Below are 24,690 nucleotides of genomic sequence, written 5' to 3' on the forward strand. Positions count from 1 at the left end.
GGAGGTGACTTGGGGATGAAGAGATCTCTTATCCTCTCTAGCCTTCTTTTGATCTTTCTCTTGCTCTTCTCTTACTCCTACCTCCCGAGCGAAAACATGAACGAACTCTACCAAAAAATTCCAGAGCAAATGAGAGAGAATTCCCAGCTCATTGCGGCTTACTACTCTTCCCAAACCGGCTTTGATGGCTTCAGAGAATACCAATTCGCATTTTACAATCCAAACGACCAAACACTCAGCATTTACACTTTCAAAATTTCCAAAATATTGAAAATCTGGCCAAGAATGACAGAAAACAAAATAACCTGCAAGACCCCATTCAATTATTCAATCCTAGCAACAAGCCAGGAAAAACTCAAAAACTTCAAAAACTGCAACAACTGTCAGCTCTTCCTCTACAAGGGCAGGATTTACAAGAACGAAGAAATCGAGAGCATTCAACCAAGACTCTCGGAAGTGTTGAAAGCAAACGAAAGCTACTGGTGGGTTCAAGTCCTCGGAGCCAGCGAACTATCAACAGGAAATATAATAGGCTCCTCTGGCGATGCTGGAGAAATGTTTGGTCTATCAGGGTACCCAGGATTGCTGATTCTTCCGGCAGGAAATAACGCAAGCAGGGGAGTAATCATTGCGATTCAACCGTTGAATGAAACTCATGAGGTTATCAGAATACACTTTCCGCTGAACGTTACTTTTGAATTCGTGGAGAGACATTATGGCAACCCAGATTTTCCCCTCTGGGATTTGGAGAACTTGTCAAGTGCTGTTAAGCGCTTGCAGGCTTTTAAGATTGAACCAAAACCCTGGCGCTGGGAGGCCACACTAAGCGGCAAATACGCCGGAATAGCATGGTTCACACAATCAGGAGCGTACTACGAATACGAAATACATCCTCAGTCAAAGTGGATTTATAATGGTGACTTCACAATATCGCGGTTCGAGTTCAGGTGTAGGAGAGGAGGTGCATCCCCATACTCATACTACTACCCATAACGGAGGTCGGAAGATGAAGGGACTTCTCATGGTTTCAGTTTTTGTCTCAATCCTTTTGCTTTTCGGGATGACTAAAGATAAGCTCAATAACCTGAATTGGGGTGATCCTAGATGAAGCGCATAATGTTGCTTTCCCTTGCCTTGCTCTTTCTTTTAATTGGAGGCTGGACGTATCATCTCTACACCAAAAACGAACAACTAACGGATCCAAGCTTTGTCTATGACCACTATCTCAAACCCTATGAGGCTCACCATTACAGATTAGTTGCAGTGCAGTACACACTTAAACCAGGTTTCATCGTTCAATGGGAACCCCACTGGAAAATTTACCTGTACACGGATCACAGACTTCTTGAACTCGATGTGGACTACAGAGGGGGAAGTACAAGGAACTATTCGACTGTTCTGGACTACTCAACGATCAGCACCTTAGTAGAGAATTTTCGAAATTTGGATCTGCCAGCTAGGGACTATTCAACGTGGATCTACGTTCCCAATGAAGATAGACTAGTTGAATATCGTGACAAGTGCATGAAACTTGAGAAAGTGCTCGACAATAGGACGATAAAGTTGATAAACTCAACGTTTAGCAGAGATCTTCCCAATCCAAGGGATCTTAAACTCATTAAAATGAAACCCATCGGAGGGGTTTTGGCGTTGCACTATTACCGGGGCTGCAAATGCTCGGCCATGTGGGCTGTATTCAGCCCCTACAATGAGACCCACGATCTGGTGTGGGTAGTTTATCCATGGGGAGTCGTGAAGGGCTACTCACCCGCGTTAAAGGTTCAGCCTTTTAATGGCACGTACTATCTCAAACTTGCGGACAAACTAAACAATAGGTACTGTGAATTCCTCGGGGGGGTCATTGTAAACGCGACTGGAATATACGTTAATCCCAATGCTGAAGTTGTCTTTCGAAAAGTTATTGAGGAGGCCAAAAAAGATAGGCGACGGCTTATAATCCCGAGCATAACAATATACAGAAACGGCACTATAGATGAAAGGGGAATAGGCGTTATGTGGCCTTCTTACGGATCCGGGTAGGTGATATATGAAAAAGAGCGCTTGCGTTTGTTTAACCCCTTTTTTCTACCCTAGCACCCCAATAGAATCATTGAGATCTAACCGGGGATAACACCTGAAAATCTGAAAAGGAGCACTAATACTCCGTCAAAAGCCTCCCAAGCTCGGGGATCTTCTCCATAACGTCCATCTCTCTTAAAGCCAGCCAGAGAGAGGCCTGGTTGCTCGTGACGACGGGAACACCGAGATCGTCCTCAAGGGCCTCGATTATCTCGAACGTTCTCCAGTTGGTGCAGCTTATGAAAATCCCCTCAACCTCGTCCATAAAGGCCGACTTGGCCAAACGGTAGGCCTCGTACGGCTCAAGCCTTCCGATCTGGAGGTTGTCCGTGAGGCCAAGGCCGACTATATCGAGGACGTTGAACTCGTTTGCCTCAAGGAACTCCTTTTCGCGCCGGTTTATCTCGTCGGTGTAAGGGGTCACGACGAGTATATCGCGAACGTCGAGAATTTTCAGGGCCTCCACAACGGCGGTGCTCGTGCTTATCACTGGAACGTTCACCTCGTCCTCTATCCTCGCCTCGAGTTCCTTCTCGAAGTCCTTACCGCCGATGAATGAACCGCTCGTGCATCCATAGAGGATCAGCTCAACGCCAGCATCGCGGAGGAGTTTTGCGCCCTCAACCGCCATCGTGCTCATTTTGAGAAGTTCCTCCTCGGTGACGTCCCTCAGGGGCATCCTTGAAACGTGAAGCGAGACGCCGTAGGGGAGGTAGCTGTGGAGCTCCATCTCCATCGTGGTGTTTGATGACGGCACTATGAGGCCGAGCCTTCCTCTCCATCCGTACATGCTTTCACCCTTTGAAGTTTCTCGAGGGCTCTATTAAACCTTTGGTTTTGAAAAGGGATTAATACGCAATCCACCAACGATCCATGGTGGGAGCATGGAGCTGGACGAGGCTATAAGGAAGAGAACCTCGGTGCGCTACTTCCGCGAAGAGCCCGTTCCAGAAGAGGCCATCAAAAAGCTAATCGAGGCCGCGATAAGGGCTCCAACTGCCAGCGGACTTGAGAACTGGCTCTTCGTGGTCTTCAGGAGCGATGAGGCGAGGGAGAAACTCTACGAGCTCATGGCGAAGGGCATGGAAGTTTACTACCGCGCGGTCAGCCTGCCGGAGGAAAAGATAGAGAAGCTCAGGAAGAGGATGTACGAAGAGGGCATGTACCGGGCGCCGGTCTACATAGCGGTCTTCATAGACAGGCGCGTTCGCTTCCTCCCGGGAGAAGAGTTCGACGAGGTTGAGTTCATCTGGAGCGTCGAGAGTGCAGCAATGGCGATTCAGAACCTCATGCTCAAAGCTGTGGAGCTCGGCCTCGGCACGGTCTACATCGGCGTGACGAACTTCAGAGGCATCGAGGAGAAGGTTAGAGAGCTCGCGGGTCTCGACGAGAACCACTACCTCGTGGGTGTCATTCCAGTTGGCTACCCGAAGACCGAGCCCAAACCGAGGCGGAGAAAGAAGGGCGTTGAAGATGTGACGATGTTCATCTAAACTTTTTTATCCCCTTCACCCAAGCAGGGACGATAGCCATGATAGAGTTCGTGATCCTGCTGGGCGTCATAGGCGGCTGGTTCATAGCCACGACGACCCTCATAGCCATGCTCATCTTTGGGAAAATGTGGGGACTGATCGGCGTCCCCCTGCTCGTGCTGGGCGTTGAGCTCAACAAATTCCTGAAAAGGCGGTACATGGACGTCGTTGTCTCCAACTCGCCCCGCGCGAGGGAGATATCCAAGCACATCTTTGAGATGAACGAGCTCATAATTCTCTCCTCCTACGCCGCCGCCCTTTTCCTGTACATCGTCGTGCAGAAGTACGTTGAGATCGTAATCAAGGTGCCACCGAGGTGATTCCATGAACGTCGTCATAGTCCGCTACGGCGAGATTGGAACGAAGTCGAGGCAGACGAGGAGATGGTTCGAGAACATACTCATGAACAACATACGCGAGGCTCTGGTAAGCGAAGGAATCGACTTCAAGAAGGTCGAGGCCAAGCACGGGAGGATTCTCGTGAGAACGAACAAAGCCAAAGAGGCCGTTGAGGTCCTTACGAGAGTTTTTGGCATAGTCTCGCTCTCACCGGCGATGGAGGTCGAGGCGAACCTTGAGAAAATAAACAAAACCGCGCTAAAGCTCTTCAGGAGGAAGAAGAGGGAGCTCGGCCTTGAGAAGCCGAAGTTCCGAGTTACCGCGAGGAGAATCACCAAGGAGTTCCCGCTGAAGAGCCCCGAGGTTCAGGCCAAGGTCGGGGAGTACATACTCGAGAACGAGGAGAGCGAGGTTGACCTTCACAACTACGATATCGAGGTCGGCGTCGAGCTGATGGAGGGCAAAGCGTACGTCTTCGTTGACAAGGTGAGAGCCTGGGGAGGACTGCCGATAGGCACGCAGGGCAAGGTCGTTGCGCTCCTCAGCGGGGGCATAGACTCACCTGTGGCAGCTTTCCTGATGATGAAGCGTGGTGTCGAGGTCATTCCGGTTCACATCTACATGGGCGAGAAGACCCTTGAGAAGGTCAGGAAAATCTGGAACCAGCTGAAGAAGTACCACTACGGCGGGAAGGCCGAGCTTATAGTTGTCAAGCCGAAGGAGCGCGAGAGAATCCTTGAGAAGCTGAGGGAACTCGGGAAGGAGAAGTACACCTGCGTGTTCTGCAAGTTCATGATGGTGAGGCACGCGGATAAGATAGCCAAGGACTTCGGCGCGAAGGGCATCGTGATGGGCGACTCCCTCGGACAGGTGGCGAGTCAGACGCTTGAGAACATGTACATCGTCAGCCAGGCGAGCGACTTACCGATTTACAGGCCGTTGATAGGCATGGACAAGGAGGAGATAGTCAGCATAGCGAAGAGAATCGGCACCTTCGAGCTTTCAACGCTTCCCGAGGACGAGATACCCTTCATCCCGAAGCACCCGATAATCAGGGGCTCGTGGGAAGAGTTCAGGAAGCTCTACAAGGCGGTCTTTGGCGAGGAGCCAAGGAAGAGGGAGTGCTGAGGTGGTCGCGGTGGAACTCGAACGCTTCGCCTCCTACGTAGCCCTCTCCCTGCCCATCATCTTCATCGTGGGCTTAGCGGTGGTTATCCACGCCAACCCGTGGTTCTCCTTTACAGACAACGCGCTGAGCGACATGGGGTCCTTAAAAAACCCCAACCGCTGGCTCTTCAACGGCTTCGTGATGTTCTTCGCGGTAGTTGCAATGGTTCCATCCGTTGTAGCCTTCAAGCACGGTCTCTCCTACCTGATGCCCCTCGCGCTGGTCTTCCTGTTCCTCGTTGGAGTTTTCCCGGAGGAGCTCCCCTACCACACACCCTCAGCGGTTCTCTTCTACGTTCTGGCTTTAGCTGATATAGCGCTCGTCGGGATAAAGCTCGGGCGGAAAAACCCTATCAACTACGTCTGGAGCGTTCTCTCGGTTGTCGTGTTCCTCACGATGCTCTACCTGATTAGGGCGAGGGTCTTCAAGGGGCTGGCGATTCCGGAGTTGATAGGGGCATCGCTAATCCTCGCGTGGTTCGTCTACATCGGCCTTCTCCTCAAGGGTTTGAAACCCTGAGTTGAAGAAAGCCTCATAAAAGCCCACCCGAAGTTCCGGTCATGAAGGCCGTCACACTGCTCAGCTCGGGCATCGACTCACCTGTGGCAATCTACCTGATGCTCCGGAAGGATGTCGAGGTAGTTCCGGTTCACTTCAGGCAGGATTCCATCAAGGAGGAGAAGGTTCACGAGCTCTGGGAGGTTCTGAGGAGGTATGGCAAGCTCGACGAGCTGATAGTTGTAGATTTTGCGGAGGAGCACGTCCCGGTGTTTGAGAGGCTGAAGGAGCTCAAGAAGGAGCGCTGGACCTGCGTCTTCTGCAAGTGGCTGATGCTTAGAAGGGCCTGCAGGATTGGGCACGAGGTCGGGGCGAGTACGATAATAACCGGTGACTCCCTCGGACAGGTCGCTTCACAGACGCTCGACAACCTCCTAATCGTCAGCAGGGCGAGTGATTTACCGGTTCTGAGGCCCTTGATTGGACTCGACAAGGAGGAAATCGTTTGGATAGCCAAGGAGATAAGAACCTTCGAGATAAGCGCCCGCGAGGAGCCGGGGTGTCCCTTCACGCCGATGTATCCGATAGTTAGGGGCTCACCTGGAGAGTTCAATAAAGTGTTGGAGGAACTTCGAAGAAATGGGAATAGTTTATAAACTGAACCATTCCATTAAGCCCAACGGTTCCAATTTTGGATCCAGACGGTGGTGTTAATGCCGGACTCTTCGATTGTGATCGCGGGTGCCCTAACCGTGATGGGCATCGACGTACTCGCCGCACTGCTGATATTCTCGATTTACCTTAAGAACAGGAGAACCTCCGCACTCCTCTTTTCAATGGCGTGGTTCTCGGATTTTCTGGCGATAGCGACGTCCTCTTCGTCAGCATTAAGGCCTATCAGCCTGTTAATGCTCCCCCTCTTCTCGTCCCTTATGTTCGCGGGCTCGTTCTACCTAGTCGATGAGGAGGGCATAAAGATCAGTACAAAGACTGTTAGGCTGTTCTCCGCCGCACCGGTTGCTTACATGCTCTACCTACTCATGGTCTACTGGTACACGCAGAACCCAGAGTGGACGGCGACGGTTGCGGCTTCACTGGGTATCACGGGCGTTTTTGTGACCGCATCCGGGCTCATAGTGAAGAACGTGGTTAGCATATATCAAAGTGTGGCAAAGTATCTCTACGTTGGGATAACCCTGTTCGGTCTCCACCTGATCCCCGCCGCCCTCTTCGGCCAGGAACGGTGGTATCAGCCAGTAGGATTCCTGCTCTCCGCGAGCCTGATCGTGGTGATGACGACGGCGATGGTCAAAATAATGCGCTCGGAGGGCTTCAGGAGGATATCCCTTCAGGAGCTTCCCCAAGAGCCGGAGGCAGAATTCGAGAGCCCGGTGGTTATAGTTCACCCAAGGGAACTACCAGAGATAAAGGAGAAGTTCAGGGATTTTCCTGTGCTCGCGTTTCTCAGAAACACGCGTGACGTCCCCGATGCCTGGACCGTTTACTTCATGACGACGGTTCCCTTCAGCGAGAGGAGGAAGAGAACCATAGAGCCAACGGAACTTCCCAGGATGGGGGAGATAATCTACCGCTACCTTCAGGAAATGAAGTCAAAGAACCTCAAGGGTGTCGTACTGTTCGATTGCGTCGAGTATCTGCTCGTGTACAACAGCCAGGAAAGCCTCCTCAAGTTCCTGGCAAAGGTTAGGGATTTCGTGGTTGTGAGCAACGGCTCTCTGATACTGGCGGTTGATCCCCAGGGAGTTGAACCCCAGTTCATCGCCCAGCTCAGGAGGATACTCCTCTGAGCTCAACTTTTTATACCCATGTTCTCTACTCCCTCTGCCCCCGCGCGAGGACCCCGGGGAGAATGAACCGGGGGGCGATGCGGGGGCCACAGCCCGGTCTCAGCGAGGTCCCCGCGGGAGGGCCTTCCGCGTCCCGGAGCACGATGACCGCGGGAAACCCAGACCGGGCACAATTCTCGGCCCGCCTGGGTTAGCCCGTCCAATTCTGCCGTCCGGCTGAGATGAGGGCGGGAGTTACGGGCGGGCCACACTCTTGAATTACTCCAAAGAAATTCACAGAGAGCTATTCTCTGCCGGTTCTACTCAGAAACCTAGAAAAGGATCAAAAAGTGGAGGGAAATCACTCGAGAACCTCGAGGATCTTGGCCTTGATGATGCCCTTACCACCGGTCGGCTCGACGAGGGTTGCACCGCAGACGAGGCAGCGGACCTTGGTGGCCGGGTGGCTGAAGACTATCTGCTCGTTGCCGCAGTCAATGCACTTGACGCGGAGGAACCTGCTCCTCGGCATCGGGATGAGGTTCTTCGGGAGCGCCATGTTCACACCTCCACCAGCTCGAACTTCTTAACGCGGAAGCCCTTTCCTCTGGTGTGGGCCTTGCCGCAGACGGTGCAGCGGAAGCGGAGGTCGAGCTTCTTGACCGGCTTCTCCCTGCCAGCGGGGTTCGGCCTCGGGAAACCGCGGTAACCCTTGAGGATTCTTCTAAACCTCCTCTGGCCCTGGCTGAGCTCGCTCCTCGGCCTCTTCTTGACCTTCTCTACCTTGTGGATGGTGTGCTTCTTACAGTACGGGCAGTAGGTTCTTATCTTCTTTGGATACTTCATCCCACTCACCTCCAGAGGGAGCCCGGTGGGTTCCTCCTCGGATACCCCCGAGCCATGAGGCGTGATAGTGCCTTCGCCTTCGGTTGGGGCGAAGCTTTAAAAAGTTTTGCCGGGGAAAAGTTTAAGAACAAAAGGTAACTAAAAATCTCGGAGGTGGTTGAAAAATGGTCGGAATCGAGGAGACCATCAGGGAAATCGAGGAGGTTGAGAAGAGGGCCGAGAAAGAATACAGGTCCATTCTCAAGAAGCTCAAGGACCCCCAGTACGCCGACTTCAGGGTGCTCCTCCTCAGGATGGCCATAGACACGGCCCTTCACAAGCATCTCGCGGAGGCCCTGAGAAAGGCGTACAAGGAGGCCGTTGAGCTCGTCGACGAGTTTGGCTACACCGACGGCATTGAACTGCCGGAGGACGCCCCGAGGAGGCAGATGAACGAGGAGATCGTCGTGATACCCGGACTGCCGAGCATAATACTCCCCGGCGGCGAGTTCATGGGTGGAAGGATACCCCCTGAGGAGGCGCTCAGAGAACTGCTCAACCTCAAGCTTGAGAACGTCGTCATACCCCTTGAGAAGAAGAGGGACATAGTCAAGGTCGTGGATGAGATCCTGAGCCTTGAAGGCAGAATGAGGGACGGCTACTCCCACCTCGAGAAAAGGGCGATACACCCATTGATAAAGGCGATCGCCGTGGAGAGCAAAAACAACGAAGAACAGCACATAAGCGTTCTCCAGAAAATCAAGGAAAGGATGGAGTGATCATCCTTTCATCTTTTTGTCCCAGTTCTCGAGCATCCTGTCCAGAGCTAAGAGGCTGTTCAGTCTGAGGCGGACGCGCTTGTTCTCCCAGTCTATCGAGCCCTTGAACTCGTTTAGGAGCTCAAAGACCTTCTCGGCCTCCTCCCTCGGCAGGTACTTGCCGTAGAACTCCTCACCGCAGTGGGGGCACTTGAAGGCGAACTCCTCGATGGCCTTCAGGAACCTCTCGCGGTCCTTCAGCGTTTCCTCGGCGTTCTCAAGGCTCAGCATCTGCTCAACCAGCTCCCCCCAGTCGAGGGGCTTTCCGCACAGCGGGCACTTCGCCATCTCAATCACCCGTTCTCCCTGAGGAAGTTCTCAATCTCCTTGAGGATTAGCTTTATGGCCTTATCAAGGTTGGCCTTTCCGTTCGCTCCTGCGGCCCCGGCGTGGCCACCGCCAGAGCCTTCAATAACGGGCCCCACCTTCTCCATGATTTTTCCGAGGTGGAGGCCCTTCTTAACGAGGCTCTCTTTGGCCCTTGCAGAAATCCTAACGCCCTTCTTCTCGCTCCCGACTATCGCGATATCTGCCCCAAGCTGGAGGAAGACCTTGCAGGCGTAGGATTCGTAGGCCGAGACCTTCGAGACGGCGATGATGTACTTCCTGAACTTCATGATTTCGAGCCTCTGGCAGGCCTTTAAAACCGCCATCCTCCGGGCGTTGTCGGTGTTTTCGTCGCTGGCAGGGGCAACGAGGGAAAATACCTCCCCCATCTGGAGCGGAAACCTCTCCAGTATCTCGCTCACCGCTTTGAAGGTCTTCGCGTTGGCAAAGCGAAAGTTGGCCGTGTCGGTAACGATTCCCGCCAAAAGGGCTCTCGCGCTTTCCTCGTCGGCAAAGCCGAGGTACTTGAACAGCTCCCACACGATTTCAGCTGTTGATGTCCTTGAGGAGTCAACGACCGCTATATCTGCTTTAATCGGCCTCTCCTTCTCCACGTGGTGGTCAATCAGGATTACCGTCTTCCCCTTCGGAATCTCAATCGGTTCGAGCTGTTCGAGGGAGGAGGTATCGAAGATTACGACAACGTCCTCCTCAACGGTCGGGTTTTTCTCAACGGGAACGGGCGAGAGCGTCAAAAGCCGTTTCGCGTAGGAGGAAACGCTCTGGGCAACGCCTATTCTAACCATCTCAACGCCGATAAACCTGAGGTAGCGGGCGAAGGCTATCGCCGAGCCGAGGGAATCGGGGTCGGCGTTGTGGTGGCAGAGGAGGAGGTAGGATTTGTCGCGCGAGCGCTCGAGAAAGCGCTTAAGCTTGAGCTTTCCCTTCATTTCAGCTCCTCCAATGCTTTTTCTACCCGCTCAATAAAGCGTTCTGCGTCCTCTATTATGCTTTCGGCCTCCTCTTCACTTGGGCGGTATGTTGGGTCATAGTCAGCTCGCTCCCTACTTGTCTCAGCAAGGGAAAGCGCCTTTGCATAGTATTTTTCAACGATACCCATGTTCACGAACTCAAGCCCGAATTTTGCAATAACTCCTCGGTGGCTTTTTGTGACGACCCCTTTAGCACGAAGAAGGGCACTTGCCGCATAGAACATCGCATAATATGCTCTGCTAATCGCATCTCTGTAAAATCCATTCTCAAGAAGCACTCTTGCCGCTTCAAGGGATTCATGGGCATCGTTAAGGAGTATTTCGACCTCAGTGGCCAACCCTAACTCCCTCCCTGCTCACGTTGATGTAAAACGCCGAGTTTATGCCCTTCATGAACTCGAACTCCTCGACGCTCAGGACTTTGGGGGATACGTAGACGCCGTACTTGAGAAGATAATCAACGACGAGGTCGGCAAGCTTCTTTTGGCTATCCCAAGGGTTTTTCTTGACAATCACGAGGATATCAACGTCGCTTTCCTCACTGGCCTCTCCCCTCGCGACGGAGCCGAAGAGTATGACTTCGATGACGTTGTCTCCCAGCAGTCTTCTGACGTCCCTTGCGAAGGCCTCGGCTACTTCCCTGTGTCTCATTCTCCCACCAAGAAGATGTTGTCAAAACTGAATTTAACCCTTACCCGCAATCTCCCTCAGCTTTCTCTCAACCGCTTCGTAGGCCTTCTCGAGGGCCTCGTCAATCAGCCTCTCGACGTCCACCTTGACGAAGACAGGCACTTCGAGGTAGACCTCGATTTCGAGGTTGAGCGTTTCGTCCCGGTTTATCCTCGTGGTTACTTCGATGTCCTTGACGTCGCTCCTGTTGAGGGCGTCGAAGACGTGCTTTATTATGACCCTCTGCGCCAGCTCCCCGATTTCGATGAGCTGTTCTTCGCTCAGCTCTGGAAGACCTATGTTGATAACGCCCCTCTGCTCCATGCTCACCACCGGGGGAGAAAAGGGAAATCAGCCCGCCGTCGGGCGGAGCGAGCTCTGTATCTTGGCGGTCAGTTCCTTGAGCTTCTCATTGAGCTTCTTCTCCTGCCTCTCAAGGGCACTGAGGCGGACTTCGAGAGTTTCTACCTTCTCCTTGAGCTCCTCGACGGCCTTGGCCTTGTCGGTCTTGACGATGAGCGTCCCAACGGTCTTGTAGACGACCGCGTCGTCGGGGAGCTTTTCAATCTCCTCAAGGGCCTTCTTGGCCTCGTTGAGTTCGAGCTGGACTTTCTGCTTCTGCTGAACGAGAAGCTGAAGCTGCCCCTGGTAGCTCTCAAGCTGGGCCAGCATGGACTGAACCTGTGGCGGAATACCCTGCATGACAACACCTCCGTAATCGTAATGCCGGGTTAGAATAAGGGCGGGGCTTTAAATAGTTTAGGCCGGAAAAGTTAAACTCAAGCCGGCGGGGAAGCCCCGGAGCCGGACTTCATACTCAGCCGGTAGAGGAGGGCACCAAGCAGGAGGCCCAGCAGAATTATCCCCGAGACGAAGAACCACACGACCCCATCGTCGCACGTTGTTGGCGTGCAGTTTCTTGTGAGGACGAGATACAGGACAACCGACACCAGCATGACCGTCAACACTGAAGTCAGGCCGAACTCGGCGGGGGGCTCACGGGTTCTTCTCAGGAACAGGAACGACGCGAGGGCAGGCACCGCTATGAGGAGACCAATTTGGAGTAGCTCCTCGATGGGACTGGACCCTTCATCAGAGGGAGGAAGGAGCATTATGGCGGCGATTATGGAGAGGTAAACGAGGAGAACAAAGAGGAAAGAGGCCAGGGTTCGATTCATCAACAATCACCCCTCTGGATTAGTGTGTTCCATTCACTTTTGTTATGTAGATCCCCGGTTATAAGCTTTACCACTTCTTGTTATTAATTTCCAGAGGACGTGTGAGAATCACACAAAATCAGAGCTCAAGGGAATCCATCGCGACCTTAATCCATCTCAAATATGAGTTCAGCGTTCCCCGTAATGCCGAGTTGTCTTTGGCCAAAAAGCGGATTACGATTTTCCTCCCGTCGAGAAGGAAATCAATCCTGCTCCGCCTGTAGGGGACGGTCTTGTGCTCGTAGAGAACGCTCTCGTAGACAACTCTGGCCGTTTCCTCGTCGGGAAAGGCGAGCTCAATCACTCCCTCGATTGGCCAGACTTCCTCAGAAGAGCTTCCTTGTAGTCCCATCTCCGCCCGTCCTCCATAATCCAGATTTTCACGAGGATTAAAGGCCCTACCGGCCGGTCCTTTGTGACGTCGAAGCGGTAGAAGTTGACGGCCATTCCCCTGGGATAGTTCTCGATTACGCCGATTACGTCCGTGTTGTTCTTGTCCGCGATAGTCTGGAGACTCTTGTTACCGCGCGGGACGAACTTTCCGCCGGTGAGCTCGGCGAAGGCCTGGGCGAAGGCTGTGTGGTCTATGCCAACGCGCTTGGCGGTGGTTACAACGAAGGGCATCTCCTCGCGGATTGGCCTGATGTCCCTAAAACCGATTTCACGCTGGAGCTTAATGCCGTGGAGGTAGAGGTAGCCAAGGTAGCCCCAGTCGTCGGGGTCAACCTTGATGAAGGTCATCTTGAGCGGGTTGCCCTTCCAGACGTTGATTATCAAGAGCCTCTCGTAGTTCCTGTCGTAGGCCTCCATGAGCAGGTCCTGGATGGTCTTCTTTCCCCTGGTCAGGTAGAGCGAGTTGGGGAAGACCTTCTCCAGGTCGTGGCCGAAGCTCCTCGTCCTCCTCGTCGGTCTGTGGGAAGTCGTTATCAGCATCATGGCATTTCTTAGCTCTGGTGCAGGGTTAAAAACCTTTTCCCGAGCCGGTTCTAATTTTCTCGAGAGCCGTTCTGGCTTTCCTCTCGAAGTCCTCCTTGTCCTGGTACTCCCAGTAGTGCTCGGAACTTGGAAATTCTCCGGCCTTGACCTCGCGGTTGTACTGACTCAGGGCCTCCATTATAACCTTCCCCAGCTCGGCGTAGCGCTTGGCGAAGGGAGGCGAGCTTTCGTAAATTCCAAGGAGGTCGTGCCAGACCAGAACCTGACCGTCAACGTACGGACCCGCCCCGATTCCTATCGTCGGTATCGAGACTTCCTCAGTTACGAGCTTCGCGACATCAGCTAAAACGAACTCCAGAACGACCGCGAAGGCTCCGGCTCGTTCCAAGGCTTTCGCGTCGCGCAGGATTTCCTCGATTTCCTCCTCCGTCTCGCCCGTGATTCTGTAGCCACCGAGCCTTAGATAGCGCTGGGGAGTTAAACCAGTGTGCCCCATAACCGGAATTCCCATTCTAACGAGCTTCCTGACGAGCTTCTCGTGGTCGGCACCGCCTTCAATCTTCACAGCATCGGCTCCGGCCTGAATAAGCCGAACGGCGTTCTTAACGCCCTCCTCGATGCTGACTTCGTAGCTGGAGAAGGGCATATCCGCTAAAACGAGCGCCCGCTTAACGGCCCTTGCAACGGCCCTCGTGTGGAATACCATCTGCTCCATCGTCACGTTGAGCGTGTTGTTATCGCCGTAAACGACCATGCCAAGGGAATCGCCAACGAAGACGATGTCAATTCCCGCTTTATCGGCCAGGAGCGCCGAGGGATAATCGTATGCCGTCACCATCGTGATTTTCTCCTTCCCCTTCATCTCGCGGATTTTCTTCGGCGTTACCTCCCTCATGCCACCACCGGCTTCGTTTCGACGGCGGTCTAATTAACGGTTTCGATAGGGTTATATACCAACGTCGGTAATTACCTACAGGTGGTAGCATGGGCAGGGTAAAGACGAGCGTTTACGTTGACGAGGAGCTGTGGAGAGAATTTAAAGAGCTGGCCCTTCGGGAGGGAAGTGAAGTTAGCAAACTGCTGGAAGAGGCAATAAGGAACTACATAGTCAGGGAGCTGATAAACGTTGACGACTCGGACATCCCAATATGGTTCGAGCCGGTTAAAGTTAGGGGAAAGCCAGCATCAGAGATAGTGAGGGAGATGAGGGATGAACGGGAGAAAAGCCTACTTGGACAGTAGCGCACTCATCAAGCGCTACGTGGACGAGAATGGGAGTGAGGTCGTCAAGGAGCTATACAAGAAAGCCTACAGCGGGGAAGTCAAGCTTGTAACGAGTCTCTGGAATGTGGGAGAAGCACTCGGAGTCTTTGACAGAAAAAAGCGAAGAGGCGAGCTTGATGAGAAAACTCACGACTTCGTAAGGAGAGCCCTCCTTGCGGACATTAAACGACTCTCAACCCTTGGTGTTCTCGAACTCGTACCCGTCCATTCCATGCTCCTCGCCGATGCGTGGGAGTTGATTGAGGGGTATCACATTTATCAGGCAGACGCCTTGCAGATAGTTTCGGCGAAGTACGTTGGAGCCGATGCCTTTTACACCGCAGATAAGAGGCTTCACGATGTGGCCCTTAAAGAGGGCCTGAACTCAATCCTCCTGGGGGTGAGAGAATGAGAACCTGGGAGCACTACGAGCACACGGCAGACATAGGCGTTCGCGGTTACGGCTCAACTCTGGAGGAGGCCTTCGAGGCGGTCGCGCTGGGTCTCTTCGACGTGATGGTGGACGTGAGGAAGGTCGAGCCGAGGGAGTGTCGCGAGGTTGAGGTGGAAGAAGAGGACCTGGAGGCGCTCCTGTACAGCTTCCTTGAGGAACTCCTGGTGCTCCACGACATGGAGGGGCTGGTCTTCGGCGACGTCAGGGTCAGGATAGAGAAGACAGAGAACGGCTACCGCCTCAAAGCGAAGGCCTGTGGAGAGGTCCTCGACTACGAGAAGCACGAGCCGAAGGAGGAAGTCAAGGCGATAACCTACCACGACATGAGGATTGAGAAGCTCCCCGACGGGAGATGGATGGCGCAGTTCGTCCCCGACCTGTGAGGTGATTGGATGAGCGCGAGGGACGTTATCAGGGAAACCAATCCCCCATTTTACGAACGCTACTCAAGGCTCGACGATTCGGACGAGTTCTGGGAGTTCATGGTTAAGCCCCTCAGGCAGAGCATCAGGGTGAACACGCTCAAGGCACCGCTGGAGGTTGTGGTTGAGAGACTCAGAGAGGAGTTCGAGCTCGAGCCGATTCCCTGGGTCAGGGAGGGGTTCTTCATCAACGTTGACAACCTCGCGAAGGTCCCGGAGCACGGCCTCGGCTTAATCTTCGGCCAGGAAGCGAGCTCAATGATTCCGCCGGTGGTTCTCAAGCCGAGGCCGGGGGAGCTGGTTTTGGATATGGCCGCTGCGCCGGGCTCGAAGACCGGACAAATAGCCCAGTACATGGAGAACGAAGGCTGTATAATCGCCAACGACCCCAACAGGGACAGGGCCAACGTTCTGATAGCGAACCTCAACAGAATGGGGGTCCTGATAGCGAGGGTAACGACGAGAGACGGGGCCAAATTCGCGCGCTTCGAGAATACCTTCGACAGGGTTCTGCTCGATGCCCCCTGCTCCTCGGTGGGGATGATACGAAAGAGCTGGCGCTTCCTGAGGGAGTGGCGTGAGAAGGCCGTCGTCAAGTACATGAACATTCAGAAGAGGCTCATCTTGGCGGGCTACAAAGCGTTAAAGCCCGGCGGAACTCTCGTATACTCCACATGCACGATAGACCCGCTGGAGAACGAAGAGGTCGTTGACTACCTCCTGAGGAAGACCGACGCGAGGCTTGAAAAGATAGACCTGCCCGTGAAGACGAGCGAGCCCGTCCTTGAGTGGGAGGGGAAGACCTACTCGGACGAGCTGAGGAAGGCTTTGCGTATACACCCGAACGACAACGACACCGAGGCCTTCTTCATAGCGAAGATAGTCAAGCCGGGTGATGGGGAATGAGCAACCCAAGAAACGAGATTGGGAAAACCGGCGATGCCGAGCTCGTTAAAAGGCTCCTTATCGAGAACTATGGTTATGCTCCGGAGCTAATCTACGAGATAAGGGGCAACCACAGCAAGGTCTACGCCTACAAGCCTTGTCAGTTGAAGATAAGCGACACAGGCAGGCGAGGAATTTACTTCGGCAGGATAGAGAGCGACGGGATAAGGCTTACCATCGAGGGTGCCTTCCTCGTCGGACCAAGGGCAACGAAGAACGTTGTTGAGCTGGACGATGAGCGAGCGAGGCGCTACTTGGCCGGGGAGAGTGTTGAGATTGATGCGCCGGACGGCTGGGTGCTCCTCAAATGGCGCTCCTACTACCTCGGCTCCGCTAAGGCCAAGAACGGGAGGTTGCTCAACTACGTCCCGAAGGAGAGGAGGTTAAGGCTTGAGTAACATTTCCGTCCCGCGAAAGCTTAAAATAATTTTAGGGCAACCTAAGGAGGGGTGAGAAGATGGTTCCGCTGAAGAGGATTGACAAAATCCGCTGGGAGATTCCGAAGTTCGACAGGAGAATGCGCGTTCCGGGCAGGGTTTATGCTGACGACCAGCTCATCGAGAAGATGCGGCAGGACAGGACGCTGGAGCAGGCCGCCAACGTTGCCATGCTCCCGGGCATCTACAAGTACTCCATAGTGATGCCCGACGGGCATCAGGGCTACGGCTTCCCGATTGGCGGCGTCGCCGCGTTCGACGTAAAGGAAGGTGTGATAAGCCCCGGAGGCGTCGGATACGACATTAACTGCCTTGCCCCCGGCTCAAAAGTCCTCACGGAGCACGGATACTGGATTAAGGTTGAGGAAATGCCCGAAAAGTTCAAGCTCCAGGGTCTGAGGGTCTACGACGTTGACGAGGGCCACAATGATTTCTCACAGGTTGCCTTCGTCGCCGAGAGGGACGTCGAGGAGAACGAGCTCGCGGTGAGAATCATCACCGAGTCAGGAAAGGTCATCGAGGGCAGTGAAGACCACCCGGTTCTAACCCCCCAGGGCTACGTTTACCTCGGCAACGTCAAGGAGGGGGATGAAGTCCTCATTTATCCGTTCGAGGGCGTTGAGTTCGAGGAGCGGAAGGGCGTTCTCCTAAGCGAGGATGACTTTAAGGGCGAGGACGGCCAAATAGTGAAGTTCCTGCGCGAGAGAAAGCTACTTCCGCTCCGCTGGGACGACCCGAGGATAGGAACCCTCGCGAGAATCCTCGGCTTCGCCTTCGGCGATGGTCACCTCGGCGAGATGGACGGCAGGCTCTACCTGAGCTTCTACGGGAAGGAGGAGACGCTGAAGGAGCTCAAGAAAGACCTTGAGAGGCTCGGCATCAGCGCGAACCTCTACGTGCGCGAGAGGGACTACCACATCGAAACGGTGAGTGGCGAGTACGAGGGCAGGAGCGTTTCAGCAGAGCTGAGGGTCACCTCAAGGAGCTTCGCCCTGCTCATGGAGAAGCTCGGAATGCCGAGAGGTAGGAAAGCGGAAACCCTGTACAACGTCCCTGAATGGATTAAGAGCGCGCCCCTCTGGGTGAAGAGGAACTTCTTGGCGGGTCTCTTCGCGGCCGACGGAAGCATCGTCGAGTTCAAGGGCAACACTCCACTTCCGATAAACCTCACCCAGTCAAAGGCGGAGGCGCTTGAAGAAAACCTCAGAGGGTTCATGGAGGAAATAGCAGGACTTTTGGCGGAGTTTGGCATCAGAACAACGGTTTACAGGGTCAAGTCGAAGAAGGGCGTAACGTACAGGCTGGCCCTCGTTGGAGAAGAGAGCATCAGGAACTTCCTCGGCAGGATAAACTACGAGTACGACATCGAGAAGAAGGCGAAAGGCTTAATCGCCTACGCCTATCTGAGGTTCAAGGAGCGCGTTAGGGCCGAGAGGAAGAGAGCCGCCGAAATCGCGAGAAGGGTTTACGCCGAGACCGGAAGCGTAGCAAAGGCCCACGAGGCCGTCAGAGATGTCGTCAACAAGCGCTTCGTAGAGAGGGCAATATACGAGGGTGAGAAAGAACCGCGCGTCCCCAAGGATTTCCCGACCTTTGAGGAGTTCGCGCGCGAGAGGGGCTACGAGGGCGGCTTCGTCGCCGAGAAGGTCGTTAAAGTCGAGAGGGTTAGGCCAAGCTACGAGAAGTTCTATGACATCGGCGTCTACCACAGGGCGCACAACTTCATAGCCAACGGAGTTGTCGTTCACAACTGCGGCGTCAGACTGATTAGAACGAATTTAACGGAAAAAGAAGTCAGACCAAGGATAAAGGAGCTCGTTGACACGCTCTTCAAAAACGTCCCGAGCGGACTTGGAAGCAAGGGAAGGGTGAGGCTCCACTGGACCCAGCTCGACGACGTCTTAGCGGACGGCGCCAAGTGGGCCGTTGACAACGGCTACGGCTGGAAGGAGGATTTGGAGCACCTTGAGGAAGGCGGGAGGATGGAAGGTGCCGACCCGAACGCCGTCAGCCAGAGGGCGAAGCAGAGGGGAGCGCCACAGCTCGGCTCCCTCGGCTCCGGAAATCACTTCCTCGAGGTTCAGGTCGTTGACAAAATCTACGACGAGGAGATAGCCAAGGCGTACGGCCTCTTCGAGGGGCAGGTTGTGGTAATGGTCCACACCGGTTCGCGCGGTCTCGGCCACCAGGTGGCGAGCGACTACCTCAGGATAATGGAGAAGGCCAACAGGAAGTACGGAATCCCCTGGCCCGACCGCGAGCTGGTGAGCGTTCCCTTCCAGAGCGAAGAAGGTCAGAGGTACTTCAGCGCGATGAAAGCTGCCGCGAACTTCGCCTGGGCCAACAGGCAGATGATAACCCACTGGGTCAGGGAGAGCTTTGAGGAGGTCTTCAGGAGGAAAGCGGAAGACATGGAGATGCACATCGTCTACGACGTGGCACACAATATAGCCAAGGTGGAGGAGCACGAGGTCGACGGGAGGAAGGTTAAGGTCGTCGTCCACAGGAAGGGAGCGACGAGGGCCTTCCCGGCAGGCCACCCGGACGTGCCAAGGGCTTACCGCGACGTCGGACAGCCGGTTCTGATTCCGGGCTCGATGGGAACGGCGAGCTACGTCTTAGCTGGAGCCGAGGGTTCGATGAGGGAGACCTTCGGAAGCTCCTGCCACGGCGCAGGAAGACTGCTCAGCAGAAAGGCCGCAACGAGGCAGTACCGCGGTGACAGGCTCAGGAACGAGCTCATGAGGCGCGGCATCTACGTCCGCGCGGCTTCGCTCAGAGTCGTCGCAGAGGAGGCCCCCGGAGCCTACAAGAGCGTCGATAACGTCGTTAACGTCGTCCACCAGGCTGGCATAGCGAAGCTCGTCGCCAGGATGCGCCCGATGGGCGTGGCGAAGGGCTGAGGTTTTTCAGCTCTTTTTTTGCTTTTCTGTATGTTCCCCGGATCAATATCGAAAGTCTTCCAAATCCCAGGCGAGACAGTTCTCGTTTTTCAACTCGTCTTTTTCAGAAATATCTTTTGCCACCAATCCATAGCTCTTCTCCCAGCCATCAAGTCCCACAAGCTCCGCCTTCCTCTCCAAGTCCTTCAAAATTCCCCGCGCTTCTCTTTCCTCCAACTCCTTCCACTTCACCTCAACGAAGAGCGCCTTCCTCTCGCGTTCGTTCAAAGCAACCAAATCAATCTCCTCGCCCTTACGCCACCACCTGCCGATTTTTGTAAAGCGGAACGGCAGCTTTCCGGCCCTGTTAAGGGCGATTAGAAACTGTCCCACAACGTCTTCAAAGACGCCTCCGAGGTAACGGTTGTAATCCTCCAAGAACTCCCCCCAGAATTCGAGGCTCTCAAGCTCTATCCGCTCCCTGTAGCGCTCGACAAAGCGGAAGTAGAAGTTCAGGTAGTTGTCCTCAATCCGGTAGAGGGTGTTCTTTGTGTTGGGCCTCGCCGTTACGGGGATTTCCCGCTTGAGAAAGCCGAGCCTTTCGAGAACTTCAACGTACTTGAAGAGGTTCGAGCGCGGGATTCCCGTGTAGTTGCTTATCTCGTTGAACCTCCTCCTCCCTTCGGCGACCGCCTTCAGAACCAGCTTGTAAACCCTCGGCTCCCGCAATTCGCTGGACAGGAGAAAGTCCGCCTCGGCGTAGAGGAAGCCCCTCTTATCGAAAGCCAGCCTCTTCACGTCCTCAAACCTTTCAAACAGCTCAAGGTAGGCGGGAATTCCGCCAGCTATGCCATATACCCTAATCGCCTCCTCGACATCCACCCCCAGGAGTTTCCAGGAGCTGAAGAAATCGAGTTGGGAAAGCTTAATCTGACCGTCCCTCCTGCCGTAGAGGGGGCTCTTCTGGCTCAGAACGTGTTCCTCCATCATGCCAACCGATGAACCCACGAGGATTAGGTGAAGGCTTGAGGCTCTCACTACCTCGTCCACGATGTACTGAAACTCGCTGAGAACCCTTTTATCCGACTGAATGAGATATGGGAACTCGTCTATCACAACGATGAGCTTTTCCTTCTCGGCGAGGTATTTAAAGACGTTGGAAAAGCTTGAAAAAGAGGCCACGCTGAGGAAAGGCGCCGGAAACCGCTCAAGAACCGCCCTTGAAAACTCCCTCAGGTTGTCGAGGTAGGTGCTATTCCGGGCCAGGTAGTATACAGAGGGCTTGCCGGTTATGAACTCTTTGATGAGCCTCGTTTTTCCGACCCTTCTCCTGCCATAGACTGGAATGAAGGAGTTCTTTCTCTCCCACAGCCTCTCGAGGAACTCAAGCTCCCGCTCCCTGTCAATGAAAGTTATAGGCATGGTATAATACTCGGGCTATAACTTTTTAAGGATTTCGAAGGAACCTAAGGCCTCGCGAAACGCTCAAGGAACCGCCCGGCCCCCTCGAAGTCTCTTCTCTCGAGGAGCCTCTGGAAGCCGAGGTAGAGGCCGAGGAGCTCAAGGTTTTTCTCCTTCATAAGCTCATCAACCCGGGCGTCGAGCTCTCTGAGGGCCCTTTCGACGGCCTTCTCGGAATAGTCCGCGAACTTAAGGCCGTTCAAAATCCCGAGGAGTTTCTGGGCCTCGAGCTTGACGGTTTCAGGCGTTCCCTCTTCCTTCACCCCAGCCTTGGAGCCCTTCGGCTCTACCCTCTTCCCGCTGATTTCCGCCAGGAACTGCCTGAACTCCTCAAGTTCCGGCTCTATATCGATGCCTGCTTGCTTGAGAACTGGGAATGGGTTGTCCGCCTTGAGTGCTGTGCGGAGCGCCTTAAGTTGGTCCTCCTGATATTTATCATATAACTTGTCAACGATCTTTCCTGCCTTTTCCACGGCTGTCCTTATGGTTTCCCGCAGTTTTTCCTTGTCGTATCTGTATCCCAGCTTTTCTAGTTGGAATTGAATCTTATCCACAATTAGATCCGGATTTTGCTTCAGATGGTCGTAGTGTTTTCCATCTTCTGCAATATCTGACAGAGCATTTCCAACAATGTGTCCAATGTTCCCGTTGTATACACCTGTGTGCTCCGCCAGGGCCATCGCAAGGAATGGCTGTATGAATACTAATTTTACGAAAGGCGGCTCTTTAGTATGCGTTGCAATCTCGTGGAATTTCTTCCGCATCGACCTTATATATATAATAGCTACCTCCACCAATATCGAGTATTTTCCTTATCTTTTCCTCGTTATTATCCGGATCTGCGCGTTTGAGAAGCTCGATGATCCCCTGTCTGTGCTCCAATATGGTGGCTGTTAGGTGACCTATCGCATCGTACGTCGTGTCGTACTTTGCCGCCACGCGCCTCCTTAGTGCTTCCCAGTCGACTTTCTGCACCTCTTTCTTCTTTTTCCTGAAGAGCATCACACCACCCATCAAACTACGGCGGAAGAAGAGAAAAGGGTTTCGAAGAAGACCTCACCTAATCCTCGCGCCGAGCTTTACCTCCTTGTCGGGCATGAGTAAAGCCACGTTCTCGCCGTCGTCAGCGGCCAGAAGCATTCCCTGGCTCTCGACACCGCGGAGCTTCTTGGGCTCGAGGTTCGCTATGATGACGACGGTCTTGTTGAGGAGCTCTTCCGGCTTGTAGTACTTCTTAAGGCCAGCCACCAGCTGTCTGACCTCGTCGCCCAAATCAACCTTGACCACGTAGAGCCTGTCGGCGTTCGGGTGGTCCTTGACCTCGATTATCTTTCCAACGCGGAGGTCGAGCTTCGCGAAGTCGTCAAAGCTGACGTAGTCCATCTTTCCACCCTCCTTTTTCTTCACCTTCTCCTTCTTCGAGGCCTTTCCGGGCTTTTCGGACTTAACCTCGAGTTCCTCACCGTAGACGCTCTTAAGGATTGCGAAAGCTTCCTCCCTGTTCTTGAAGCGCTCAAGGGCGACCTTCACGACATCGTCGCGCTTGTAGTACTTGTCGAGTAGCACCCTCGCGCTCTCCGGGTTTCCGCGCGCTATGTAGTTGAGTATGAAGTGGATAATGTCCTCGTCGGCGACCTTCCTGAACATCGGAGTTGCCTTCCTGACGCGATGACCGGCCGGAATCTCGGTGAACTCCCAGCGCTTGAGCTCCTCGAGGTTGAGCAGGTGCCATATCTTCTCGCTGGCATCGGGAAGGAACGGCTCAAGGAGGATTCCGAGGGCCTTGACTATCTGGAGCGAGACGTTCACGGTGGTGGCCGTCCTCTCGCGGTCGGTCTTTGCCGTCTTCCAGGGCCTCTGGTGGTCGAAGTAGCGGTTGCCGAAGATGGCCAGCTCCATAACCCTTCTGAGCGCGTCCTTGAAGCGGTACTGGCTTATGAGCTCGCCGACCTCCTCGAAGGCCCTCTCAATCTCCTCGAAAGCCTGCTTGTCCAGCTCGTTGAGCTCGCCCCTCTCCGGCACGATTCCGTCGAAGTAGCGGTTCACGAAGGTGAGCGCACGGTGAACGAAGTTGCCGAGGTTGTTGACGAGCTCCTCGTTTATCTTCACCTTGAAGTCGGCGAAGCTGAAGTCGCTGTCGCGAGTTTCGGGCATTATCGCGGTGAGGTAGTAGCGCAGGTAGTCGGCAGGGAAGGCGTCGAGGAACTCGTGAACCCAGATGGCCCAGTTCCTGCTCGTTGAGAACTTCTTGCCCTCGAGGTTGAGGTACTCGTTGGCGGGAATGTCGTATGGGAGATTCCACTCGGCCTCGACTTCCTCGTCCTTATACTTGCCGTAGGCCATCAGGAACGCCGGCCAGAATATCGCGTGGAAGGGTATGTTGTCCTTGCCGATGAAGTGTGTAACTTTGGTCTCGCCGTCGAGGTTGAGCCAGAACTTCTTCCACTCCTTCTCCTTTCCGGCGCGCTTGAGGGCCTCGATGGTGATTGAGATGTAGCCGATAGGAGCTTCAAACCAGACGTAGAGGACCTTGCCCTTGACGTCCTCGTCGTCGAGGGGAACCGGGATTCCCCAGTCGAGGTCGCGCGTTATGGCCCTCTCCTCAAGGCCCTCGTTAATCCACCCCAAAACGGTGTTCTTGACGTTGGGCTTCCAGTGCTGGCTCTCAACCCACTTCTTGAGCCTCTCCTCGAAATCCTGCATTTTGATGTAGTAATGAGCTGAATCCTTGAAGGTTATCGGGTTCCCGCAGATGTTACAGCGCGGGTTGATGAGGATTTCCGGCGTTAAGGGCCTTCCGCAGACCTCACACTGGTCGCCACGCTGGTTTTCGGCACCACAGTAGGGGCAGGTTCCGATGACGTAGCGGTCCGGGAGGAACATCTTGTCGTGCTCGCAGTAGGCCTGCTTGGTGACCTTCTTGACGAGGTGGCCGTTTTCCAGGGCCTTGAGGAAGAACTCCTGGCTTATCCGGTAGTGGACGGGAAGCTCGGTCCTGCCGAAGTAGTCGAAGCTGATTTTAGCCCTCTCGAAGGTCGTCTTTATGTGCTCGTGGAACTCGTCAACGATTTCCCTCGGGCTTCTGCCTTCTTTGAGCGCGCGGAAGGTTATCGGCGTTCCGTGCTCATCTGTGCCGCAGATGAAGAGCACTTCCTCGCCCTTCAGTCTGAGGTAGCGGACGAATATATCGGCTGGCAGATACGCTCCCGCCAGGTGGCCCGCGTGAATCGGCCCGTTCGCGTAAGGGAGTGCCGAGGTTACCATGTAGCGCACCATTTCAACCACCGTTGGCCGTTGTTTCCCGGTTTTATAAGGCCTGCGGGTTTTAAGCATTACGGTGGGTTATTAAGTTGCGGGTAAAATATGCAGGGTTTGATATATCACTTGCCGAGGGAGAGGCTCTTGGCCCTCACCACGATAGCTCCTTCGGGAAGCTCGATTTCTCCCCTCGTGATTATCAGCGCCCCGTCGTAGGTGGTCATCGTCAGCCTCGTCTTCTTGAAGCCGCCGGTTTCGCCAATTATGACGAGGGGACGCCCCTTGAGTTCGAGAAACCTCTTGAAGTCCTCCGGCTCAACGAAGATGAGCACTCCCCCAGCCACAACCCGGTTCGCGTCAACGGCCATCCCGCAGCCCATG

Annotated in this window: 33 protein-coding genes; 15 read left to right on the top strand and 18 right to left on the bottom strand. The window is 54.3% G+C overall.

Annotation, left to right across the window (positions count from 1 at the left end; translation table 11 throughout):
• The first annotated feature begins 15 nt into the window (after positions 1-15).
• Both TAM4_RS04275 and TAM4_RS11515 read left to right on the top strand, forming a co-directional pair.
• Entirely contained in the window at positions 16-993 is a 978-nt protein-coding gene (locus TAM4_RS04275; RefSeq protein ID WP_014122015.1) for a hypothetical protein, read from the top strand.
• Positions 994-1,104: 111 nt separating this feature from the next.
• Entirely contained in the window at positions 1,105-2,040 is a 936-nt protein-coding gene (locus TAM4_RS11515) for a hypothetical protein (RefSeq protein ID WP_014122016.1), read from the top strand.
• Positions 2,041-2,155: 115 nt separating this feature from the next.
• Here the strand turns inward: TAM4_RS11515 and TAM4_RS04285 are convergent, their stop codons facing one another.
• Entirely contained in the window at positions 2,156-2,869 is a 714-nt protein-coding gene (locus TAM4_RS04285; RefSeq protein ID WP_014122017.1) for an aspartate/glutamate racemase family protein, read from the bottom strand.
• 94 nt (positions 2,870-2,963) lie between these two features.
• Here TAM4_RS04285 and TAM4_RS04290 point away from each other — a divergent pair, with 94 nt between their 5' ends.
• From TAM4_RS04290 to TAM4_RS04315, 6 genes are read left to right on the top strand one after another with little or no spacing between them, the layout of a single operon-like run.
• A complete protein-coding gene (locus TAM4_RS04290) occupies positions 2,964-3,572 on the top strand; it encodes a nitroreductase family protein (RefSeq protein WP_014122018.1) in 609 nt (202 codons plus the stop codon).
• A 38-nt stretch (positions 3,573-3,610) separates the two neighbouring features.
• Positions 3,611-3,931 (top strand): hypothetical protein, encoded by a 321-nt coding sequence (locus tag TAM4_RS04295; RefSeq protein WP_014122019.1) that lies wholly within the window; start codon positions 3,611-3,613, stop codon positions 3,929-3,931.
• Positions 3,932-3,935: 4 nt separating this feature from the next.
• Entirely contained in the window at positions 3,936-5,078 is a 1,143-nt protein-coding gene (gene thiI / locus TAM4_RS04300; protein ID WP_014122020.1) for a tRNA uracil 4-sulfurtransferase ThiI, read from the top strand.
• A gap of 10 nt (positions 5,079-5,088) precedes the next feature.
• Entirely contained in the window at positions 5,089-5,637 is a 549-nt protein-coding gene (locus TAM4_RS04305) for a DUF998 domain-containing protein (protein ID WP_014122021.1), read from the top strand.
• Between the two features lie 41 nt (positions 5,638-5,678).
• A complete protein-coding gene (locus TAM4_RS04310) occupies positions 5,679-6,272 on the top strand; it encodes a hypothetical protein (protein ID WP_014122022.1) in 594 nt (197 codons plus the stop codon).
• Positions 6,273-6,329: 57 nt separating this feature from the next.
• Complete coding sequence (locus TAM4_RS04315) at positions 6,330-7,424, top strand: DUF835 domain-containing protein (RefSeq protein WP_014122023.1); 1,095 nt, start codon at positions 6,330-6,332, stop codon at positions 7,422-7,424.
• 340 nt (positions 7,425-7,764) lie between these two features.
• On the opposite strand, the gene TAM4_RS04320 is transcribed toward TAM4_RS04315, so the two are convergent.
• Both TAM4_RS04320 and TAM4_RS04325 read right to left on the bottom strand, forming a co-directional pair.
• Positions 7,765-7,962: a 30S ribosomal protein S27e gene (locus TAM4_RS04320; protein WP_014122024.1), complete on the bottom strand. Its 198-nt coding sequence runs from the start codon at positions 7,960-7,962 to the stop codon at positions 7,765-7,767.
• Between the two features lie 2 nt (positions 7,963-7,964).
• A complete protein-coding gene (locus tag TAM4_RS04325) occupies positions 7,965-8,249 on the bottom strand; it encodes a 50S ribosomal protein L44e (RefSeq protein WP_014122025.1) in 285 nt (94 codons plus the stop codon).
• Positions 8,250-8,413: 164 nt separating this feature from the next.
• Here TAM4_RS04325 and TAM4_RS04330 point away from each other — a divergent pair, with 164 nt between their 5' ends.
• Positions 8,414-9,007: a hypothetical protein gene (locus TAM4_RS04330; protein ID WP_014122026.1), complete on the top strand. Its 594-nt coding sequence runs from the start codon at positions 8,414-8,416 to the stop codon at positions 9,005-9,007.
• Here TAM4_RS04330 and TAM4_RS04335 read toward each other — a convergent pair whose 3' ends face one another.
• From TAM4_RS04335 to panB, 10 genes are all read right to left on the bottom strand, one after another.
• On the bottom strand, positions 9,008-9,334 hold the full coding sequence (locus TAM4_RS04335; RefSeq protein ID WP_014122027.1) for a Trm112 family protein: 327 nt from the start codon (positions 9,332-9,334) through the stop codon (positions 9,008-9,010).
• A gap of 5 nt (positions 9,335-9,339) precedes the next feature.
• Positions 9,340-10,323, bottom strand: coding sequence for a bifunctional oligoribonuclease/PAP phosphatase NrnA (locus tag TAM4_RS04340; protein WP_014122028.1), 984 nt, complete (start codon positions 10,321-10,323; stop codon positions 9,340-9,342).
• Entirely contained in the window at positions 10,320-10,703 is a 384-nt protein-coding gene (locus TAM4_RS04345) for a HEPN domain-containing protein (protein WP_014122029.1), read from the bottom strand. Before TAM4_RS04345 ends, TAM4_RS04340 begins: the two co-directional genes overlap by 4 nt.
• Entirely contained in the window at positions 10,693-11,016 is a 324-nt protein-coding gene (locus TAM4_RS04350; protein ID WP_014122030.1) for a nucleotidyltransferase domain-containing protein, read from the bottom strand. Before TAM4_RS04350 ends, TAM4_RS04345 begins: the two co-directional genes overlap by 11 nt.
• A 33-nt stretch (positions 11,017-11,049) precedes the next feature.
• The gene (locus TAM4_RS04355; protein WP_014122031.1) at positions 11,050-11,358 is read right to left on the bottom strand and encodes a DUF3194 domain-containing protein; all 309 of its coding nucleotides are present in this window, start codon (positions 11,356-11,358) and stop codon (positions 11,050-11,052) included.
• A gap of 27 nt (positions 11,359-11,385) precedes the next feature.
• Positions 11,386-11,736: a prefoldin subunit beta gene (locus tag TAM4_RS04360; RefSeq protein WP_014122032.1), complete on the bottom strand. Its 351-nt coding sequence runs from the start codon at positions 11,734-11,736 to the stop codon at positions 11,386-11,388.
• A 77-nt stretch (positions 11,737-11,813) separates the two neighbouring features.
• Positions 11,814-12,212, bottom strand: a complete 399-nt coding sequence (locus tag TAM4_RS04365; RefSeq protein WP_014122033.1) for a hypothetical protein — start codon at positions 12,210-12,212, stop codon at positions 11,814-11,816.
• 118 nt (positions 12,213-12,330) lie between these two features.
• Positions 12,331-12,603, bottom strand: a complete 273-nt coding sequence (gene pcc1 / locus TAM4_RS04370) for a KEOPS complex subunit Pcc1 (RefSeq protein ID WP_048149959.1) — start codon at positions 12,601-12,603, stop codon at positions 12,331-12,333.
• The gene (locus TAM4_RS04375) at positions 12,552-13,187 is read right to left on the bottom strand and encodes a ribosomal biogenesis protein (protein WP_014122035.1); all 636 of its coding nucleotides are present in this window, start codon (positions 13,185-13,187) and stop codon (positions 12,552-12,554) included. The genes pcc1 and TAM4_RS04375 overlap by 52 nt, the downstream gene beginning before the upstream one ends.
• Before the next feature lie 25 nt (positions 13,188-13,212).
• Complete coding sequence (gene panB / locus TAM4_RS04380; protein WP_014122036.1) at positions 13,213-14,082, bottom strand: 3-methyl-2-oxobutanoate hydroxymethyltransferase; 870 nt, start codon at positions 14,080-14,082, stop codon at positions 13,213-13,215.
• 89 nt (positions 14,083-14,171) lie between these two features.
• On the opposite strand from panB, the gene TAM4_RS04385 reads away from it, so the two are divergent.
• From TAM4_RS04385 to TAM4_RS04410, 6 genes are read left to right on the top strand one after another with little or no spacing between them, the layout of a single operon-like run.
• Positions 14,172-14,429, top strand: a complete 258-nt coding sequence (locus TAM4_RS04385) for a ribbon-helix-helix domain-containing protein (RefSeq protein ID WP_014122037.1) — start codon at positions 14,172-14,174, stop codon at positions 14,427-14,429.
• Entirely contained in the window at positions 14,398-14,862 is a 465-nt protein-coding gene (locus TAM4_RS04390) for a type II toxin-antitoxin system VapC family toxin (protein WP_014122038.1), read from the top strand. Before TAM4_RS04385 ends, TAM4_RS04390 begins: the two co-directional genes overlap by 32 nt.
• Entirely contained in the window at positions 14,859-15,287 is a 429-nt protein-coding gene (locus TAM4_RS04395) for an archease (RefSeq protein WP_014122039.1), read from the top strand. The genes TAM4_RS04390 and TAM4_RS04395 overlap by 4 nt, the downstream gene beginning before the upstream one ends.
• A gap of 9 nt (positions 15,288-15,296) precedes the next feature.
• On the top strand, positions 15,297-16,232 hold the full coding sequence (locus tag TAM4_RS04400) for a tRNA (cytosine(49)-C(5))-methyltransferase (RefSeq protein WP_014122040.1): 936 nt from the start codon (positions 15,297-15,299) through the stop codon (positions 16,230-16,232).
• Complete coding sequence (locus tag TAM4_RS04405) at positions 16,229-16,669, top strand: hypothetical protein (protein WP_014122041.1); 441 nt, start codon at positions 16,229-16,231, stop codon at positions 16,667-16,669. Before TAM4_RS04400 ends, TAM4_RS04405 begins: the two co-directional genes overlap by 4 nt.
• 59 nt (positions 16,670-16,728) lie before the next feature.
• Positions 16,729-19,611, top strand: a complete 2,883-nt coding sequence (locus TAM4_RS04410; RefSeq protein ID WP_014122042.1) for an intein-containing RctB family protein — start codon at positions 16,729-16,731, stop codon at positions 19,609-19,611.
• Between the two features lie 42 nt (positions 19,612-19,653).
• Here the strand turns inward: TAM4_RS04410 and TAM4_RS04415 are convergent, their stop codons facing one another.
• The 5 genes from TAM4_RS04415 to TAM4_RS04435 all read right to left on the bottom strand — a co-directional run bounded on the left by TAM4_RS04415 (position 19,654) and on the right by TAM4_RS04435 (position 24,689).
• Positions 19,654-21,012 carry an ATP-binding protein gene (locus tag TAM4_RS04415; protein WP_014122043.1) on the bottom strand — a complete coding sequence of 453 codons (1,359 nt, stop codon included), beginning with the start codon at positions 21,010-21,012 and terminating at the stop codon, positions 19,654-19,656.
• Between the two features lie 44 nt (positions 21,013-21,056).
• Positions 21,057-21,815: a hypothetical protein gene (locus TAM4_RS04420; protein WP_148258616.1), complete on the bottom strand. Its 759-nt coding sequence runs from the start codon at positions 21,813-21,815 to the stop codon at positions 21,057-21,059.
• Complete coding sequence (locus TAM4_RS04425; RefSeq protein WP_048149968.1) at positions 21,778-22,053, bottom strand: hypothetical protein; 276 nt, start codon at positions 22,051-22,053, stop codon at positions 21,778-21,780. Before TAM4_RS04425 ends, TAM4_RS04420 begins: the two co-directional genes overlap by 38 nt.
• Positions 22,054-22,107: 54 nt before the next feature.
• Complete coding sequence (gene metG / locus TAM4_RS04430; RefSeq protein ID WP_048149973.1) at positions 22,108-24,327, bottom strand: methionine--tRNA ligase; 2,220 nt, start codon at positions 24,325-24,327, stop codon at positions 22,108-22,110.
• A 104-nt stretch (positions 24,328-24,431) separates the two neighbouring features.
• Positions 24,432-24,689, bottom strand: coding sequence for a hypothetical protein (locus tag TAM4_RS04435; RefSeq protein ID WP_014122046.1), 258 nt, complete (start codon positions 24,687-24,689; stop codon positions 24,432-24,434).
• Position 24,690: the final 1 nt, after the last annotated feature.

It is taken from the genome of Thermococcus sp. AM4 (assembly GCF_000151205.2).
Classification (GTDB): Archaea; Methanobacteriota_B; Thermococci; order Thermococcales; family Thermococcaceae; genus Thermococcus.